This is a genomic window from Vibrio sp. 1580 (genome assembly GCF_033340055.1).
The window spans coordinates 149,418-167,574 of the sequence record NZ_JAWOVT010000003.1 but is presented as its reverse complement, the minus strand read 5'-3'; the positions used below and the strand labels follow the sequence as shown (position 1 = coordinate 167,574).

At 45.6% G+C, this 18,157-nt stretch carries 18 protein-coding genes and 1 pseudogene; 10 read left to right on the top strand and 9 right to left on the bottom strand.

The window, feature by feature from the left end; genetic code table 11:
- Nucleotides 1-4: 4 nt before the first annotated feature.
- Nucleotides 5-893, top strand: a pseudogene (locus tag R7093_RS06105) (GyrI-like domain-containing protein).
- A gap of 299 nt (nt 894-1,192) precedes the next feature.
- The gene (locus R7093_RS06100; RefSeq protein ID WP_047102445.1) at nt 1,193-2,290 is read left to right on the top strand and encodes a YdcF family protein; all 1,098 of its coding nucleotides are present in this window, start codon (nt 1,193-1,195) and stop codon (nt 2,288-2,290) included.
- Between the two features lie 53 nt (nt 2,291-2,343).
- Here the strand turns inward: R7093_RS06100 and R7093_RS06095 are convergent, their stop codons facing one another.
- The 3 genes from R7093_RS06095 to R7093_RS06085 form a co-directional block, all read right to left on the bottom strand.
- A complete protein-coding gene (locus tag R7093_RS06095) occupies nt 2,344-2,679 on the bottom strand; it encodes a type II toxin-antitoxin system RelE/ParE family toxin (protein WP_047102446.1) in 336 nt (111 codons plus the stop codon).
- A gap of 13 nt (nt 2,680-2,692) precedes the next feature.
- Nucleotides 2,693-2,935 (bottom strand): type II toxin-antitoxin system Phd/YefM family antitoxin, encoded by a 243-nt coding sequence (locus tag R7093_RS06090; protein ID WP_005383516.1) that lies wholly within the window; start codon nt 2,933-2,935, stop codon nt 2,693-2,695.
- A 264-nt stretch (nt 2,936-3,199) separates the two neighbouring features.
- Nucleotides 3,200-3,622: an organic hydroperoxide resistance protein gene (locus tag R7093_RS06085; protein ID WP_047102447.1), complete on the bottom strand. Its 423-nt coding sequence runs from the start codon at nt 3,620-3,622 to the stop codon at nt 3,200-3,202.
- Between the two features lie 137 nt (nt 3,623-3,759).
- On the opposite strand from R7093_RS06085, the gene R7093_RS06080 reads away from it, so the two are divergent.
- From R7093_RS06080 to R7093_RS06065, 4 genes are all read left to right on the top strand, one after another.
- Nucleotides 3,760-4,218, top strand: a complete 459-nt coding sequence (locus tag R7093_RS06080) for a MarR family winged helix-turn-helix transcriptional regulator (protein ID WP_047102448.1) — start codon at nt 3,760-3,762, stop codon at nt 4,216-4,218.
- A 305-nt stretch (nt 4,219-4,523) separates the two neighbouring features.
- Complete coding sequence (ahpC, locus tag R7093_RS06075; protein ID WP_005374632.1) at nt 4,524-5,081, top strand: alkyl hydroperoxide reductase subunit C; 558 nt, start codon at nt 4,524-4,526, stop codon at nt 5,079-5,081.
- Nucleotides 5,082-5,415: 334 nt separating this feature from the next.
- Nucleotides 5,416-6,984, top strand: a complete 1,569-nt coding sequence (gene ahpF, locus R7093_RS06070; RefSeq protein ID WP_005374617.1) for an alkyl hydroperoxide reductase subunit F — start codon at nt 5,416-5,418, stop codon at nt 6,982-6,984.
- A 1,249-nt stretch (nt 6,985-8,233) separates the two neighbouring features.
- On the top strand, nt 8,234-8,653 hold the full coding sequence (locus R7093_RS06065; protein ID WP_005374615.1) for a VOC family protein: 420 nt from the start codon (nt 8,234-8,236) through the stop codon (nt 8,651-8,653).
- Nucleotides 8,654-8,726: 73 nt separating this feature from the next.
- On the opposite strand, the gene R7093_RS06060 is transcribed toward R7093_RS06065, so the two are convergent.
- A complete protein-coding gene (locus R7093_RS06060) occupies nt 8,727-9,266 on the bottom strand; it encodes a CAP domain-containing protein (RefSeq protein WP_017820077.1) in 540 nt (179 codons plus the stop codon).
- A gap of 127 nt (nt 9,267-9,393) precedes the next feature.
- Complete coding sequence (locus R7093_RS06055) at nt 9,394-10,350, bottom strand: LysR family transcriptional regulator (protein ID WP_017820076.1); 957 nt, start codon at nt 10,348-10,350, stop codon at nt 9,394-9,396.
- Nucleotides 10,351-10,475: 125 nt separating this feature from the next.
- Here R7093_RS06055 and R7093_RS06050 point away from each other — a divergent pair, with 125 nt between their 5' ends.
- The 3 genes from R7093_RS06050 to R7093_RS06040 all read left to right on the top strand — a co-directional run bounded on the left by R7093_RS06050 (nt 10,476) and on the right by R7093_RS06040 (nt 12,675).
- Entirely contained in the window at nt 10,476-11,162 is a 687-nt protein-coding gene (locus R7093_RS06050) for a DJ-1/PfpI family protein (protein ID WP_005374612.1), read from the top strand.
- Nucleotides 11,163-11,282: 120 nt separating this feature from the next.
- Complete coding sequence (locus R7093_RS06045; RefSeq protein ID WP_258616870.1) at nt 11,283-11,813, top strand: sigma-70 family RNA polymerase sigma factor; 531 nt, start codon at nt 11,283-11,285, stop codon at nt 11,811-11,813.
- Between the two features lie 166 nt (nt 11,814-11,979).
- Nucleotides 11,980-12,675 carry a VC0807 family protein gene (locus R7093_RS06040; protein WP_005383527.1) on the top strand — a complete coding sequence of 232 codons (696 nt, stop codon included), beginning with the start codon at nt 11,980-11,982 and terminating at the stop codon, nt 12,673-12,675.
- Between the two features lie 73 nt (nt 12,676-12,748).
- Here R7093_RS06040 and R7093_RS06035 read toward each other — a convergent pair whose 3' ends face one another.
- Together R7093_RS06035 and R7093_RS06030 are read right to left on the bottom strand one after the other, a co-directional pair.
- A complete protein-coding gene (locus R7093_RS06035; RefSeq protein WP_318146554.1) occupies nt 12,749-13,741 on the bottom strand; it encodes a zinc-dependent alcohol dehydrogenase family protein in 993 nt (330 codons plus the stop codon).
- An 88-nt stretch (nt 13,742-13,829) separates the two neighbouring features.
- Nucleotides 13,830-14,645 carry an AraC family transcriptional regulator gene (locus R7093_RS06030; RefSeq protein WP_053350192.1) on the bottom strand — a complete coding sequence of 272 codons (816 nt, stop codon included), beginning with the start codon at nt 14,643-14,645 and terminating at the stop codon, nt 13,830-13,832.
- A 111-nt stretch (nt 14,646-14,756) separates the two neighbouring features.
- Between R7093_RS06030 and R7093_RS06025 the strand changes: the two genes are divergently transcribed.
- Nucleotides 14,757-15,449 carry an MOSC domain-containing protein gene (locus tag R7093_RS06025; protein WP_005374601.1) on the top strand — a complete coding sequence of 231 codons (693 nt, stop codon included), beginning with the start codon at nt 14,757-14,759 and terminating at the stop codon, nt 15,447-15,449.
- Between the two features lie 65 nt (nt 15,450-15,514).
- Here R7093_RS06025 and R7093_RS06020 read toward each other — a convergent pair whose 3' ends face one another.
- Nucleotides 15,515-16,753: a DEAD/DEAH box helicase gene (locus tag R7093_RS06020; protein WP_318146553.1), complete on the bottom strand. Its 1,239-nt coding sequence runs from the start codon at nt 16,751-16,753 to the stop codon at nt 15,515-15,517.
- A gap of 265 nt (nt 16,754-17,018) precedes the next feature.
- Nucleotides 17,019-18,020, bottom strand: a complete 1,002-nt coding sequence (locus R7093_RS06015) for an arginine deiminase-related protein (protein ID WP_158173298.1) — start codon at nt 18,018-18,020, stop codon at nt 17,019-17,021.
- Nucleotides 18,021-18,157: the final 137 nt, after the last annotated feature.

The window sequence follows — 18,157 nt, the reverse complement described above, 5'->3', positions numbered from 1 at the left end:
CCCGATGCGCGTCGACTACCACCAACGACTGGTTCCTGTGATTCGTTATTTAGAACAACACTTTAATGAACCACTCAATCTGCCAGAAGTGGCCGCGCTGGCGAACCTTTCTCCTTATCACTTTCATCGCACCTTCAAAGCCGTGCAAGGCGAGACATTGGCTGATTTCATTCGACGTTTGCGTCTAGAAGCCGCCGCCGATGACTTATTCAAATCCAAGCAACCGGTATTAAACATTGGGATTTTCTAGCTCACAGAGCTTAGCCAAAGCCTTCAAGCAACATTATGGCGTTACACCTACGGCCTTTCGCGACTGCGAAAACTACCAGCAGTTTTCTGAATTAGCACGAAACAGCAAGATTGGACACACGTTGCGCAAGAATGGAAACGAAGTAACACCAAGCGATTCATATACTGGCTCTGAACTCACCAAATGGAGCATGACAATGGAAACGCAAAACTTTGAAAAAGCAAAACTGGCTTACATTCGCGTAAACGGCCCTTACGGCCAAGGCTATGAGGAGCCATCAGGTCGCTTGTATCAATGGGCAGGAATGAAAGGTTTGGCAGGCAATACCTGCATCTTCATCTACCATGACAATCCAGAAATCACGCCAGACGAGAAGTGTCGCACTGATATCTGCTTGATGGTGCCAGAAGATACGGAAGTTCCAAAAGGCATTGAGCTGCAAGACTTCCCCGGTGGTCAATATGCGGTGATGCGCCAGCACATTACTGACCCGAGCCAATACTCAAAAGCATGGGATGATGTCATGAGCAAGGTAATTGAATCCGGTATTGAGAACGACGACCGTCCTTGCTTTGAGCTTTACCACAGCTTCGACCCACAAACGCATCATGCAGACGTTAGCTTCTGCACCGCGATCAAATAAACCAAAAGCCTGCATCGTTGCAGGCTTTTTCATTTCTTACTCTGGTCGCTTAAATCCCTTCTTCTAAACGCTGTTTATCTTTTAATCCAATTACTTAGAATACGAACGAATACCTTTTTATTTTCGTGATCCTACTTCGCGTTTTGACTACGCGCGTTCATTCGCTCGACTGAGTTGGGATTCATTTCACAGATTATTCATGAAGCGAACCTAGACTGAAAAAAACTCCATCGACCCCGTTCGACCTACAACGCTAGGCACAATAAAAACTAGGTGCTACAGCACCTCTAGGACATTCCATGAAGAAGAACTTACTTGCCATTGCTCTTGGTAGCGTGATTGCGCTGACTGCTGCCCCATACTCTATCGCGGCTAACGATGCTGCCGTCCAATCTTCCGCCGATTACTCACAAATCGTCACTAAACGTCAGGTTGTCGACCAACTTCTCAACGACGCGGTACAAGCATTCAAATCCCCTGCGCGTATCTCACATGCGGGTTTTACCGCCAAAATGCCGAGCAACATGGAGATTGTTACCGACCGCTTATTAGAAGCGTACAAACTTGAGCCGTACCGTACTGACCTACTGATTTCTGCAGCAAACGCGCAGATCTACAACAAGAATGCAGACCGCGCGATTGAACTGTTTGAACAAGCCCTTTCTGTTGCACCAGATGATGTGGATTTGCACGCTTACTTAGCGGTATGGCAACGCTTTGAGGGCAACCAAGCGGAATCAGCGAAACACATGGCGACGCTCACTAAGCTCAATGCAGGTAAAGCCGCAGACATCCAACGCATCTTCGACACCGTAGACCGCGTACTTGCCACGCCACTAAAAGAGAAAGCCGACAAAGGTAAATTGGATGACAAAGGCGCAATCGTCACATTGGGATACGCGCTGAACCCAGATGGTTCAATGCACCAGATCTTAGTTGAGCGTTTGGAAACCACGCTAGCCATGGCAAAAGCAAGCCCAGACGCGTTGATCGTATTGACGGGTGGTGTACCGAAGAACCACAAAACCGAAGGCAAGTTAATGGCGGATTGGCTGATTGAAAAAGGCATCAGCAAAGATCGCATCATTGAAGAAAACTACGCCACCAGCACGGTAGGTAACGCCCTATTCAGCAGCTACGCATTGGCGCGTCATAACATCAAGCACGCAACCATCATAAGCTCAGCGAGCCATGTGCGCCGTGGTCAAACCTTGTTTGAAATCGCAAGCTGGCAAACTGGCCCGCAAGACATCACTTTTGACACAGTGAGCTATCCAGACAAGCCACTGAAAGACTTAGCCAAAGCCAGCGATGGCGAATTGCTTGGTATCTACCGCGATGCACTGCGTACCTACGGTATGTGGAGCTACCGCTCTTACCCGCTAGAGTCGCGTTAATACACTAGAGCCAGAAAGCAAAAGAGACCGCGTTAATGCGGTCTCTCATAGAATCATTTGAACATGATGCAGTGGTCAATCAATGCGTTTTGTAGGTTTTGTTTGTCACTCAGAATCACGAGAGCATAGATAGTATTTTTGTCACCAATTCGGTAAAGCAGCTTGAATCCATCAAAGCTAAATTGCCGGATGTCGTAAACACCGATTGTTGTCAGTTCATAACAAGGGGGATAGATAGACGGGTTATTCAAAACGTTGTGTTCAAACCTCTGCTGAACCGCAATTAATCTATCAATCACATCGTTGCGAGCGCTCCAGTTCGATAAATAGTTAATAGTCTGAATAGCCGTATTTTCAAAGGTTTGTGTATAGAGAACTTTTGCTTCCATGCTCGTATCAAACTCAATCTTTGAGTGCTGCTAACGTGCTCTTCATATCTTCTGATGACTTTACACGTTCATTCGCAACATCATTTTGAGCAAAGCTAACAAACTTCATTAAAGCAATGGCTTCATCGCGCTTCTGACGTTCTTCATAAGACTCAACGACATAAATAGGCTTACCATTTTGCGTAATCGTCATTGGTTCATCCAGTTCAAGCTTCGCAGCATTCTTTTTTAGATAACTTACCGTTTCAGTGCTCATCACATGACTCCTATCGGCAACCCCGCTGGTGTAACAACAAGCGAAACCAGCCGAGCTATACTGCAGGTTTGACCGAAATATTTGAATCAATAGAAAGTGCTAATCACATTCTATTTTTCGTTTAGATTTTGACCTAATCTTTCCAACTATACCTGTGCATTTCGAACAAACCAAATTAAGTTTAAATTTAGACTCCTACTTCAAATATAGAAAAAGCCTGCGTACTTGCAGGCTTTCTTGTCTTTGTAACGTGGTAAGAACCGCTTAAATCGCTTCGCCGTTTACCGTTACTGCTACATCAATGTTGCCACGAACTGCGTTTGAGTATGGGCAAACTTGGTGTGCAATGCGCGTTAGCTCTAGCGCTTGTTCTTGTGGCATATCTAGCTCTACCGCTAGACTCACTGTTAGAGCGAAGCCGCCGTTGTCGTTCGGACCGATACCTACTTCCGCTGTTACGGGTGCGCTTTTCAGGTCTACTTTACCTTCACGTGCTACGTGCAAAATCGCGTTAGAAAAACATGCCGAATAGCCCGCTGCGAACAGCTGTTCTGGGTTAGTTGCTGCGCCTGTGCCGCCCATTTCCTTCGGGTATGACAGCTCTAGTTCGAGAAGACCGTCATCAGTTTTTACTTGACCATTACGACCAGCCAAAGCGGTAGCTTGAGTTTTGTATAGAGTAGTCATGCGAGTGTCCTTCTTAATTTAAGTTGCGCACAATTTAATTGCTTGCAATCTTATATCGAAGTAAAGATCGTTTGCAACTATATTGTGCACAATTTATTTTATGACTCTCTTTCCCTGTGAGCAGGTAGGCAACGCCAATGAGCCAGTGTTACACCGACAACACCATGACCGACGACGATAAACTCTTACTCGAAAACCAAGTCTGCTTCCCGCTCTACAGCGCAGCAAATGCAGTGATCCGAGCGTACCGCCCGTTGCTGGACGAGTTTGATCTGACTTATTCGCAGTACTTAGTGATGATGGTGTTGTGGGAGAAAGATGGTGCCAGTGTGAAAGAGTTGGGGTCACAACTGCATTTGGACTCAGGCACACTCACACCGCTGCTTAAACGCTTAGAAGCAAAAGGCTATGTAGAGCGTGGTCGCAGTGAAACCGATGAACGCGTTCGCGTACTCAACCTAACCAAGCAAGGTCGTGACCTTAAAGAACAAGCTAAGTCGGTGCCAAATGCCATGATGTGTAAAATCACATTAGAGCTGGATGAAATGATCATGCTGAAGAAGCTGTGCGGCAAAGTGCTCGACAATCTGAGCTAACAAGATAGAAGCATCCGCTTCACCACTTCCTATTAGAAAGAGCCTGCCGAGATGCAGGCTCCTTCGATCTTAGTTAGACGATCTACTCAAAGTAATCATCGGTATTCTCTATTACTAATCTGCCTTCATCTTCAATAAAACCTATCAAAGCAAACTCACTTACATCGGATTTCCCTATCAAGTGAAATAGGAAATGGCTATCAATAGGATAGTTACAAGCGATTTTCCTTAAACACACTCCGATGAGAATATACTTTCCGAAAGCAACAACAGCTCAGCTTAAAACATTCAAAGGAAAGTAAATTATGATTAATACTCAAATCAAACCATTTGCAGCTACAGCGTACAAAAACGGCGAATTCGTTGAAGTAACAGAACAAGACGTTCTAGGTAAATGGGCAGTATTCTTCTTCTACCCAGCAGACTTTACGTTTGTATGTCCAACAGAACTGGGCGACCTAGCAGACCACTACGAAGAGCTACAAAAACGTGGCGTAGAAGTTTACTCAGTATCAACTGACACACACTTCACTCACAAAGCATGGCACGACAGCTCAGACACAATCGGTAAGATTCAGTACTACATGCTTGGCGACCAAACAGGCAACATCACAAACAACTTCGGTGTGATGCGTGAAGGTCAAGGTCTTGCAGACCGTGCAACGTTCCTAATCGACCCAGAAGGTACTATCCAAGCAATGGAAATCACTGCTGAAGGTATCGGTCGTGATGCAGAAGACCTACTACGCAAAGTGAAAGCAGCTCAATACGTAGCAGCGCACCCAGGCGAAGTTTGTCCAGCTAAATGGAAAGAAGGTGAAGAGACACTAGCTCCATCACTAGACCTAGTTGGCAAAATCTAAGCCACTGAAATTTAAGTTCTAATCAGTTCCGATTTCCTTTTTCTGATTAGAACTGAATTAGAGAGCACTTCAGGTTAGATACCTTGACGACCTTCTGCCTGATTTGCTCTCTCCCCCTCAGGTTTTATCTACAGTAACCACTTTTTATTACCTATCTGAATAAGTAGGTGTGCAGTAATTGCGTAGAAAAAATCGTTTAGAACCAGGCATAGATTTTCGATAGCTAGTTCCTCTAACTACAAAGCCTATAACGCAGTTATCAACGATTTTAGCTAGCAAGAATGAACAAATACTTGTTTTGATTGGTAACTATTTAATTAAGGTAGTAACAACTATGTTAGACCAAGCGATCCAACAACAACTCAAACAATATCTGGCTAATGTAAAAGAAGAAGTTCGTTTAGTGGTTAGTCTAGATGAAAGCAAAGCATCGAATGACATTTTGTCTCTAGCGAACCAAATCGCAGAGATGAGCGACCTAATCACGGTTGAACGTGACGACAACGCAAGCGCACGTAAACCAGTGATGGCGGTAACTAACCCAGCTAAAGGCACAGCACTACGCTTTGCAGGCTTGCCAATGGGTCACGAATTTACCTCTCTAGTATTGGCACTGCTTCATTCTGGCGGTCACCCAATCAAACTAGAACCAGAAGTGATTGAGCAAATCGCAGCACTAGACAAAGATCTAGACGTAGAAATCTTCATTTCATTGTCGTGTCAAAACTGTCCGGACGTGGTTCAAGCGTTCAACATGATGGCGGCGATCAACCCGAAAGTAAAAGCAACCATGATCGACGGTGGTTTGTTCCAAGATGAAGTGAAACAACGCGACATCATGGCAGTACCAAGTGTATTCGTGAACGGTGAGCTATTCGGTCAAGGCCGTATGTCTCTGACTGAAATCCTAAACAAAGTGGATGACGGCGCGAGCGAGAAAGCGGCGAAAGCACTGAGCGAAAAAGACCCATACGACGTGCTTGTTGTCGGCGGTGGTCCTGGTGGTAGTGCAGCTGCACTATACGCTGCTCGTAAAGGTATTCGTACTGGCGTTGTTGCTAAGCGTTTTGGTGGTCAGGTTATGGACACCATGGCAATCGAGAACTTCATTTCGGTAAAACGTACTGAAGGTCCAAAACTAGCAACTGACCTAGCAGAACACCTAAAAGAATACGACGTAGACGTCGTGACTGAGCAACAAGCTGAGAAGCTAATGGGCGCAGCACATACAGAAGATGGTTTGATTCACATCCAACTTGAAAGCGGCGCAACGCTGAAGAGTAAGAGTGTCATCTTAAGCCCTGGTGCACGCTGGCGTGAAATGAACGTTCCGGGTGAGCAAGAGTACCGCAACAAAGGTGTCGCGTACTGCCCACACTGTGACGGCCCACTGTTCAAAGGCAAGAAAACCGCAGTTATCGGTGGTGGTAACTCAGGCATCGAAGCTGCTATCGACCTTGCTGGTATTGTAGAACATGTAACGGTTCTTGAATTTGCAGACGTACTTCGTGCAGACCAAGTGCTTATCGACAAAGCGAACTCACTACCAAACGTAGACATCATCACGATGGCGCAAACAACAGAAGTAGTGGGTGACGGTACTCGCGTAACAAGCTTGAAGTACAAAGATCGCAACACAGATGAGATCAAAGAGATTGAATTGTCAGGTATCTTTGTTCAAATCGGTCTAGTACCAAACACAGAATGGCTAAAAGATTCAGAAGTAGCCCTATCTGAGCGCGGCGAGATTGAAGTCGGTAGCCGTGGCGATACTAGCTTAGAAGGTGTGTTCGCAGCGGGTGACGCAACAACCGTTCCTTACAAGCAGATCATCATTGCGATGGGTGAAGGTGCAAAAGCAAGCTTAGGCGCATTTGACTACCTAATCCGTAAGCAAGGCTAATCTCCAAATTTCTTGGACACAAAGCGCACGGTGCTGTGTTTTCTTCCCCGGAAAACCAATCGGGGCACCGTGACAGCGATGAGTAACAAGAAATAAAATCAAAAAACTAGAAGCCCAAAGACTTTGCCAGCAGGTACTAACTGCTGGCTTTTTTGGTTTGGGGAGAGGTGTAAGCAAATCCCTCAGCGCTCCGAGTTCAAACTGGAGGGAATGGCTCTACAATCACGGATAATTCAGTTCACTCCACCAGCATCACAACGCGCTGCGAATAGATTCTGAATACTCGCTTAGGCTCCTTCAGAATGACGCTGTCCGTTTAGCGTTCTCTTCCCGTCATTCCCGCGAACCTAGGTGAGACTGGGAATCTACTCACCAAAAACTCGATCGAAAATGATTAGCAAGAACACGAACAAACAAAAGGTGAAAGAAGGTTGCAAACACCTAACCCAACATTCAGCCTCAAACCAACGACCCCACCTAACCTCCCCCTTATATCAAACTCTTAAGATCTCATCATTCGGAGCGCAAGGTGGCAAGTTTTACAGTCACAGATAATTCAATTCACTCCACCGGCATCAAAACGCGCTGCAAATAGATTCTGAATACTCGCTTAGGCTCCTTCAGAATGACGCTGCTCGTTTAGCTCTCTTTCCGTCATTCCCGCGAACCTAGGTGAGACTGGGAATCTACCTACCTAAAGCTCGAACGAAAGACATTCACACACATACACGTGACGCATCAACGGTTGGAGGGTTCATGAACATGATCCTCCTCTCAACCTCAAACCACCAATCCCATCTAACCTTCGCTTATATCAAACTCTTAAGATCTCAGCATTCCGAGTGCAGGTGGCAAGTTTTACAGTCACAGATAATTCAATTCACTCCACCGGCATCAAAACGCGCTGCAAATAGATTCTAAATACTCGCTTAGGCTCTTTCAGAATGACGCTCTTCGTTTAGCACTCTCTTTCCGTCATTCCCGCGAACCTAGGTGAGACTGGGAATCTACTCACCACAAACTCGATCGAAAATGCTTAGCAAGAACACGAACAAACAAAAGGTGAAACAAGGTTGCAAGCCCCTAACCCAGCTCGCAGATTCAAAGCACCAAACCCACCGAATCTCTCAATGTATCCAGATCCAAAGATATCAACCCTAACAAATTTTAAAAAAGCCCTTTACCTCAACTTAACTTGAGGTTTTAGCATATTCATCGTTGGCTAGAAAATGACAAAAAGGAGCACATCATGATCCAACTAGAACATATTAACTTAGTCGTGAAAGATATCCCTGAAATGCTGAAGTTTTACCAAACTGCATTTCCACATTGGTACGTGCGTGATGAAGGTAAAGGCGAATGGAGTGGCAAACCAAGAAACTGGCTACATTTTGGCGACGAGTATCAATACATAGCCATGAGTGACCATGGCGAAGGAGAAAACCGCGAGTTGAGCGGGCACCAAGTTGGGCTAGCGCATTTTGCTTATGTGACCAACAACGTCGATGCAATCATCAAAAGACTAACCGATGCAGGTTATCCGATTGCCCAACCTGGTGCTGATGAACCATATCGCAAAAATGTGTATTTTGTTGACCCTGCAGGTTTTGAGATTGAATTTGTTGAATACCTGGCGGATGACCCAAAACTTCGTAACCTGACAAGCTAAAAGAGATGTAAATAACAAAAACGCCAGCAGATAGTGACTGCTGGCGTTTTATTTTATCTATCAGGCTTCTGCATTAGCGCTGTTTGGCAAAAACCTGAGTCCAGTAATACCCGTAGCGTGCAGAGTGATTTTCGACAAGCGACGCGCCCATCTGATCAAAATCCGCACTCATGATATTAAGGCAGTGACCTTCACTCGATAACCAAGCATTAACGACGGCGTTAATGCTGCTTTGCCCTACGGCGACATTCTCACCAATGGCGCTCCAAGCATAGCCCGTTGCGTTAACTCGATCTGACATCTTGCTGCCATCAGAGCCTGTGTGGCTCATGAAATCGCTGTTCGCCATGTCGCTTGAATGTCGATAAGCGGCGCTTTCCAAATCGTAGCTCCAAGTCAGGGCCCCAACAGGTGGCATGGTGGTTGCACCACACTGTTGTGTAGTAGAGCGGGCGCTGTTGACCGCTGCAAGCATCTGCTCGGCAAATGTGCCTTGTGACGATGTGGAACCTGTGTTTTGTGAGCCGCTTTCTGCTGGGGCTGACGACTCCCCATCGCCGCCACATGCGCTGAGAAGTAGGGCCAAAGCAGGCACTAAGATCTTAGTTGGCATTGTCTTTCCTTTATGAGTGACGAAGAGCAAACTGCGCTTTTCGATAATAACGCCCAATAAACTAACAAAAACCAATAAAAGCACCATATAGCTTAGGGGTTTTTAACCAAAGACTCACATGAAGTTTTCAATCGCCTTGGTTCGGTCGATAAATCGGCAACGTTTCAGCCCAAGTATGGAATGGCGTTTCATCCATATCCTGTATTGCTTGAGTGATAAAATCGATGAACACCCTCACTCGGGCAGGCACATATTCCCGGTTGGCATAGAGAAGATACACGCCATTTCCTGCTTGGCGCATGCTTGGAAATATCGGCACTAAACGCCCCGCTTTAAGCCAGTCTCTCGCGATAAAATGAGGAATCTGAGTTAATCCTAAGCCTTCTGCGCAAAGCTCTGCCATGGATTCACCGTCATTTACAATATAGTTTCTTTCGGGGTCATATTCACTCGCACCGTCTGGTTCTGGCATCCGAATCGGCAACAGTTTCCCCGTTTGTTTAAAACGAAAACGAACCCAAGAATGGTCATTGAATACATCCGGGCCACTCGGAACACCATGGCGCGCTAAGTAATCCTGACTGGCACAAATGATAAAATCGATAGGGCTGAGCTGACGCACAATCAATTGACTATCGTGAACGACACCAGAGCGAATCGACACATCAATACCTTGCTCAATAATATCAACGTAGGCGTCATCGTAATGAATATCGATAGTGATGTTAGGGTAGCGGCGACAAAACTCTTTTAATAAAGGACGAATATAGAGGCGACCGTACGAGACTGGCACATTAATCTTAAGCTGCCCTGAAAGCGCATCATTGTGACTTTTTAATGAATCCTCACATGCCGCCAGCTCCTCCAGTACAAACCTAGCAGTATTTGCGTACCTACGACCAGCTTCTGTCAGGCGGCTCTGTCGCGTAGAACGTTGAAAAAGCTGTATACCCAAATCGCTTTCAAGACGATGTATGGCTTTGCTCACGGTCGAAGGGTCAGTGCCATACACTTTGGCAGCCGCAGCAAAACTACCGCCATCTAAAGTGGCAATAAAAAATCGTAGGGACCGTATCTTATCCATATAACCAATGAACTCTATTCATGAATTTTATTCACTTTAGTAAAGACCAAGTGGCTCTTCAATCACTAATTAGCCTAAATATAATGAACCTCAATAACTTGATGCTCTGTTAGCGAGGAAAAACCATGGGTAAAAACGGATTGAAGAATGCACTACAACTATTGATAGCGACACTAGTCCTATTCTTTGGGGTGCTTCAAACAGCACATGCCGCAGATAAACGAATTGGTATTCTGGTTTACGATGGCGTACTGACCTCTGATGTTACTGCGCCTTTAGAGGTTTTTGGCGTCGCAAGTCGTCTCACTTGGTTTAGTGATTATGACGTGCTCACCATTTCCGTCTCAGATCAGAAAACCATCACCACTGAAGAAGGATTAAAAATTGGTGTGGATGCTTGGATTGGTGATCTGCCGGAACTCGACGTATTGGTTTTAACATCCAGCTATGACATGGATGCACTAATCGAAAATAAAGATCTCATTCACTTTATTAAAACTACCTCAAAGGCGGCAGATTGGATGGCAAGTAATTGCTCTGGCGCGTATTTGTTAGCCGAAGCTGGCCTTTTAAACGGCAAAAAAGCAACAACTTGGGCCGGAGGTGAAAACGGCTTTCAAAGAGATTACCCAGCAGTCAAAGTACAAGTCGACCAGAATTTTGTCATTGATGATGGCGTTATCACTTCGAACGGTAGCCTAGTTAGCTATCAAGCTGCTCTTAAGCTACTTCACCTTATGACTTCAGAGTCTAAAGCTCAGGAAGTCGCAGATGCCATCCAGTACTCACGCTTTTCCAACCAACCATTTTAAGCGTGTAAGAAAGAAATCAGAGTCACCCTTCGATATTTGGAAGGTTAACTCTTCGAATTTGTCTTCCTAATCGAACAACCCTTTTTATCACTGTAAAAGCGATAAAAAGGGTTGTCGTTCATCTGGCAGACACAACGTGCTCTCCAAACTTTTTATCTTAATGCTATGGAAAAACATAAACGTTACGAAGCACTGACGAGAGATCGATACCAAGAGATTTACCGTCTCGCGTATTGGTTATGCAAAGATCACCACCTTGCTCAAGATTTAGCGCAAGAAACCTTTCTGAAAGCGTGGCGATTCTTTGATAAATTAAATGACCCCAACGCCGCGAAGTCTTGGCTCATTACTATTTTGCGTCGTGAGAATGCTCGGCGCTTTGATAGAAAACAGTACGATTTTGTCGACATTGATGAGTGTGCAATACAGACAAAAACCTACCCTGGCAGTGACTACGACATGGCCCAAGATTGGCTTCAAAAACAAATGATGATTCTCGAACCCAAATACCGAGAGCCGTTGCTCTTGAGCTTAGTGGCTGGGTTGAATCATGATGAAATTGCCCAAGCCTTGAGGCTCAACCACAACACAGTGGCGACTCGATTATTCAGAGCGCGTAATCAGATCATCGCACAGAAGGAGAGTCATTAAGACACAAAAAGTAGTCAATCATGTAAACTAACTGGCTATGCTCCGGTCTATTTCATAAGTCGTTACACAACTCGACGCTTTAACGCTTTACATCAAGCGCGACTAGATGAACACTTCTTGTCAAAGTACAATAACAGCCGACATAGAGTAGAGTCAGTAAAACATTATGAGTAACACGACGGCGAAAAAGCCGAATCCCTTATTTGAAATCCTTTTCAACGTATTTATCCCTTCCTTCATTTTGATGAAGTTTAGTGGCGATGAGCATCTAGGGACAGCAATGGCGCTGGTTGTCGCTTTGCTATTTCCTATCATTTATGGCGGTATGGACCTTGTCCGTAACAAGAAATTTAACTTTATTTCTGCTCTGGGCTTTATCAGTGTTCTACTAACTGGTGGCATCGGCTTGTTAGAGCTTGATACACGCTGGTTAGCACTAAAAGAAGCCCTGATTCCTGGCCTGATCGGTTTAGCGGTTTTGGGTTCAACGTTTACCCGCTACCCGCTGATGCAGAAGTTAGTACTGAATGACACTGTGTTGAACCTCGCGTTGATTAACCAACGTTTAAAAGAAAATGGTAAAACCGATGCGTTCGAACGTTGCCTTATGTCTTCTAACTACCTGTTTGCAAGTACTTTTGCGTTTTCATCTGCAATGAACTACTTCCTTGCGACTTGGATTGTGACTAGCCCTTCTGGTACTGCTGCCTTTAACGAAGAGTTAGGAAAAATGACGCTGTACAGTTACCCAATGATTGCCATCCCAAGTATGTTGATGATGTTCGGTATTTTTTATTACATTTGGCGTCAAGTACGTGCGATGACATCGCTCGAAACAGAGCAAATCTTCCATCTAAAATAGCCCTATCATTACAAATAAACCCATAAAAAAGGGAGGATTTTATCCTCCCTTTTCTCAACAGGCCCACTGTAATTCACAGCGTCAAAATGATTTTTCCTGACACTGCTGACGAGCGTCGCTCAACCATTTCAATCGCTGTTTGAAAGTCCTCTAACGACAGATCATATGCAACGTTTAACTTTATGTCGCTGCTAATAAAGTGTTCTAACATTTCAGCGAACACCGTCTTTCTCCCGCCTTTACCTACCGATTCTTCCCAATACCGCAAAAAGAATGTACTAAAGTCGATGTTGTTGGCCTTCATCGATTCAAAAAACTCAGGCGTATAAGGCGTTAACGACAATGTTCCGTAGTTGATGTATTGGCCGTTTTCTTTCAAGGTACGAATGAGATCCGTGCCAGCCTCACCACCTATCGCGTCCAGAGCGACCGTTGGTTGTGGCAGTTGGCGCGTTTGCAGCTGCGCTTGTAAGTCTTTCTTCGCGTCCAACACTGGAATGGTATCGTACGGATACTCGTCTCGCTTTGAGGTCACAGCAATCAGTGCAAAACCCAGTGAATGGGCGAGCTGGGCAAATATCTTACCGATCGCTGACCCTGCTGCATTGATGATCACCACATCGTCTTTGTTCAACTTAGCTACTTTAGTGGTGATCACCCACGCGGTTAACGCGTTGATGTACAACTGACAGGCATAGCCGTTCTCCAAACTCTCAGGTAGCGGAAAAAGATTCTCAGGCGAGGCATCTATGTAGTATTGCCAAGTACCACTCATCGCCACCAACACCTTTTGCCCAACTTGAAGGTCAGTTTGACCAACTGCACTGACTTCCACCACACGCCCAACCGCTTCAAATCCCGGCACGCGAGGTGGTACGTGAACGCGGCAGTATTGCCCAACACCATGAATGGAAAGCAAGTCACTTGGGTTAATATTGGTGGCTTCCAGTCGCACCCGAACCTTGCCCTGAGCAAGCGGATTGAGGGGCTCTTTTTCCAACGACAGCGATGTTTTGGGTTGACCAAAACAGAATTGATTCACTCGAGTATTTATCATTGGTGCCATTGTTATTCATACCATGTAATTGAAATTCAAAAAGAAAGTTTCGTAACTTCTACTCAAAAACATTAAGTGAAGTCGAAGCTCTGTATTTCTACCTGCGCGATGCGCCGTTCACTCTAAACTGTTGTGGCGTCATATCAAAATAGGCTTTAAATGCTTTGATGTAGGATGAGTCGTTTTGATAACCCACTAGGTCTGCAATGGCTTGGATTGACAACGATTCATCTAACAAAGAAAGCGAGTAAATTAGCCGAATTTGTTGCCGCCAAAGCAGAAATGAAGTGTTGAATTCCTTGGCGAACAACCGTGATAAAGTACGCTCCGATGCCCCAATTTTCTCCCCCCACTCTTTTAGCGAACAGCTCAACGCTGGCTCGTCAGTCAGTCGCTCGAAAATCAGTTTTAGTCGTCTGTCTTGTGGCAGCAATAACTGAAATGTCTGCACGTTGCGTTTCAAAATTTGATCATGCAGCACCGCCAGCAAATGCAACACTTCTTCGTGGCTTGTCTCACCTTCACACTGTCGGCGGATCTCTTGTAAAAGCTCATTTAAAAACGACGTTAAAGCAATGGTTCTCACTTGTGGCTCGTACGTCGCACCAAACTCAGGGTTGAGGTAAATACCAACAAATATCGTATTGCTTAGAGCAATCGACTCGTGTTGAACACCCGCAGGAACAAATAACGCAGAAGTGTGCGGAACCAAATGCTGATAATGCTCCGTTTGTGTTTGCAATAACCCTTTGATAGGAAAGATGATTTGATGCCAAGTGTGTTGATGCAGCGCATCAATGTAACCTTTTGGCATGTCGATAGTTTTCACCAAAACAGGAGAATGGGGATTCGCGGCCATCATCTCATTGGAGGTGATGACGCCTGACTTCGAATCAATTTGGCGAGTTAGCATTGTTAGTTGTCTTTTCACCCCTACACCGACACAAGTTTACTAGGCTATCATGCTCCGCATCGCGAATGAAGGTAAACACTTTATCTCTCATTCAAATAATAAGGAGGTTACATGAAGAAAATCGGCGTCGTAAAAGCTGTGCTAGCAGGGAAAACCGTCCCTTATGCTCATGGTGCGCAAAGCGCAATCAACAAACAAGTGCTGCCTGAGCGCCAGCATGCAACAGAGCTCGGTTTTATCAGTGATGAGCAAGGTGATCCGCGCTTTCATGGTGGCATTCAAAAAGCGCTTCATATTTACCCAAGCGAGCACTACCCAATCTGGCAACAAGAATTAGGCGAAAGAACCATTTTCCAATCCGCCGGCGGCTTTGGCGAAAACATCAGCTCCGAAGGCGTCACCGAATCCACGATTTGCTTGAAAGATAAAATTCGCATCGGCTCAACACTACTGGAAGTGTCGCAAGGTCGCATGCCTTGTTGGAAACTTAACGTACGCTTTGACCAACACGATATGGCGAGAAGACTGCAAGATACGCTTCGAACAGGCTGGTATTTCCGAGTGTTGGAAGAAGGCGATATCGGTGCAGGCGACGAGATTATTCTGTGCGAAAGACCTTATCCAGAATGGCCACTGGCTCGCATCATGGGCGCGGTTTTCACTGGCTGTTTAGATAGAAAAGAACTCACTCAGCTGTCTGAGCTGCCGTTAGTCGAGTCTTGGGGCAAGTTGGTCGAGCGCCGCCTAGAAACTGGCGAAGTTGAAGATTGGGAAATGCGCTTGGTTGGCCCAACTGTGGGTTAACACCCCAAAGTAAAATTTAAGCCACGCTCTGAACCGACTATGCCGTCAGAGCGTGTTTTTTTGGTTTACTTCGCACTCGGGGCTGGGCGTTTCGACTTACCTTGGAACTGCTTAATGCTCTTCTTAGCATTAGTTCGGCGGTTGGCTTTTTTATCGCGTGGCGCGCGTTTGCTCTCGCCAGTTGATGGCTTATCCGTTACTGGAAAACCTGCCAGATCTTGCACTGGTAATGCACGTTGAGTCAGGTGACGAATCGCGCTTAGTGCGTCCATTTCACCATGACAAACCAATGACACCGCCACACCTTGCTCGCCAGCGCGAGCGGTACGCCCTACTCGATGAACGTAAGTTTCTGCATGCATTGGCAGTTCAAAGTTGATCACTACAGGCAATTGCTCAATGTGAATGCCGCGCGCTAGTAGATCGGTGGCAATCAACACCTGAATTTGCCCAGATTTAAACTGCGCCAGAGCTTCTTCTCGCTCATCTTGACTCTTATTGCCATGCAGCGCATTGGTTGAGATGCCCGCTTTATTCAGCTTCTTCGCTAAGCCATCGGCGTTCTCTTTCGCACCAATAAAGACTAATGCCTGAGTCCACGCGTTTTTTTGAATCAGTTCAATCAATGCCTTGGTTTTACTGCCTTTGTTAACGAGGTACAGCGTTTCAGCAATATCTTGGTTGGTGCTGTTTTCTTGATGCGCTGCAACTTGCTTTGGTGCCTGCATAAGCAGCTTCGCTTTACCCTTCAACTCATCTGAAAACGTTGCGGAGAACATTGCGGTTTGGCGCTGGTTTGAAATCAGCCCCGCAATATTTTGCACGTCAGGCCAAAAGCCCATATCCAACAAACGATCCGCCTCATCCAGCACTAGGTAGTGGATATTGCTTAAGTCTAAACCGTCTTTTGCCAGATCAACCAAACGACCTGTCGTCGCGACAAGGATATGAGGATTTGTCGCTAGCGCCTGCTGTTGTTGCTCTTTATCAACGCCGCCACACAAACACACTGCGTTGAGTTCAAGAACTTGACCAACTTGGTTAATTGCTTCACTCACTTGCATTGCCAGCTCACGAGTTGGCACAAGAATCAGCGCTTTTTGCTCTGGATTGACACCCAGCTTTTCCAACAAAGGCAAACCATAAGCAAGGGTTTTGCCGCTGCCTGTATTTGCCAAAGCCAATAGATCTTGACCAGCCAACAGCTCAGGAATGGCCAACGCTTGAATATAAGTCGGCTTCTTGAAGTCTTTTGGCAGTGCATGAATCAGCTCAGAACTCAATGAGAGAGTAGAAAATGGCATTAACGAAAACCTTGTACTTTGGGTTGAAGAAGCAATGAAAATAATGAAGATGCGGTAAAACGCAGGCGCGGACTTTACCACAATCTGCTAGGTGAACCATCCTATTTTAGGCGCTTAAACCAAGCGTCGCCTACGCAAATCGTCAGAAAACTAAAAAGCGCAAAAAAGCCGTTAGTCTGTACTGCCACAGAGCTAACGGCTAAAAACCCTTGAAGAGAACGCTTCGTCAGCCTTTCACTGCGGCTGAAAAGAAATGTGCAGTTTATTAAAGCACAGCTTTACGATTCGGTAAGAACACTTCACCCAACATGCAACGAACCGAACCACCACCAATAGATTCTATGGTAGAAACGTCGAATGGCAGCAATTTACCGTGCGTTGCCAATTGCTTTCTTTGTGCTGGTGAGAATGCATCGTACGCCGATTGCGACATCGCAATCACCTTATCGCCGTTGATCGTTTCCAGTTGCAGAATGTTACCGCAGAACTGGTTCATCTGCTCCAGCGAAATTGAGATGACTTGCTTGTCTTTGGCGAGTGACTTCATTACAAAACGACGCTCAAATTCTGGGATCACTTCGTCACAAATCACGCAAAACTGTTCGCCAACCGCCATCATCACATTGGTGTGATAAATCGGCGCACCAGACGGCAAACGAGTTTGGAAAGAAATCACTCGTTCATAGCCAATACGATCGGCGTAATCTTCTAAAACCAGACGATCACAACGTTGTGAGAGTGCGGCGTAGACCGTTTTATTTAGGTGGTCAAACACCATCACACCCGTGCTTTCTAAATACGCTTGCTCATCAAGATATTCAGTTAGACTGCTGCGTCGATGAACTTCTCGCCCTGCTTGCGCTAGTGCTGCCACAAGCGCATCGGGACGTACTTCTTTTTGACGGTTTTCACAGGCCATTGGAAAGGTGTACAACGTGCCATCTGGCGTAGTGCTAAACCAATTGTTTGGAAATACCGCGTCTGGCGTCGCAACATCTGAAGTTGGATAATCAAACTCAACAACTTGAACGCCCTCTTGACGCAGCGTTGCAACCATACTCGCGAACTCGGCCATTACTCGACGTGAGACTTCTTCTTGGCTGAGTGACACTTTATGTTGGAACTCATTATCTTGTGCGGTTTCTTCATTAAAACGAAACTCTTTCGGTGGCACCATCACTACGCAGTTTGCGGTTTGGCGCTGAGCACTTTGCGTGCTTTCTTCTTTCCCATTAGCAAATTGGGTCACTGATTCGTGTAATAGCATCCAATACATTCCTTATCACTAGAATGAGGAGATTGTAAATTTATTGTTAACTTCAGTTTTGCTGTTTTGACAATTAATTTAATTGCACAAAAGTAATTTTTGCTGCATTAAGTTCATTTTCCCTTAAATTTTATTGT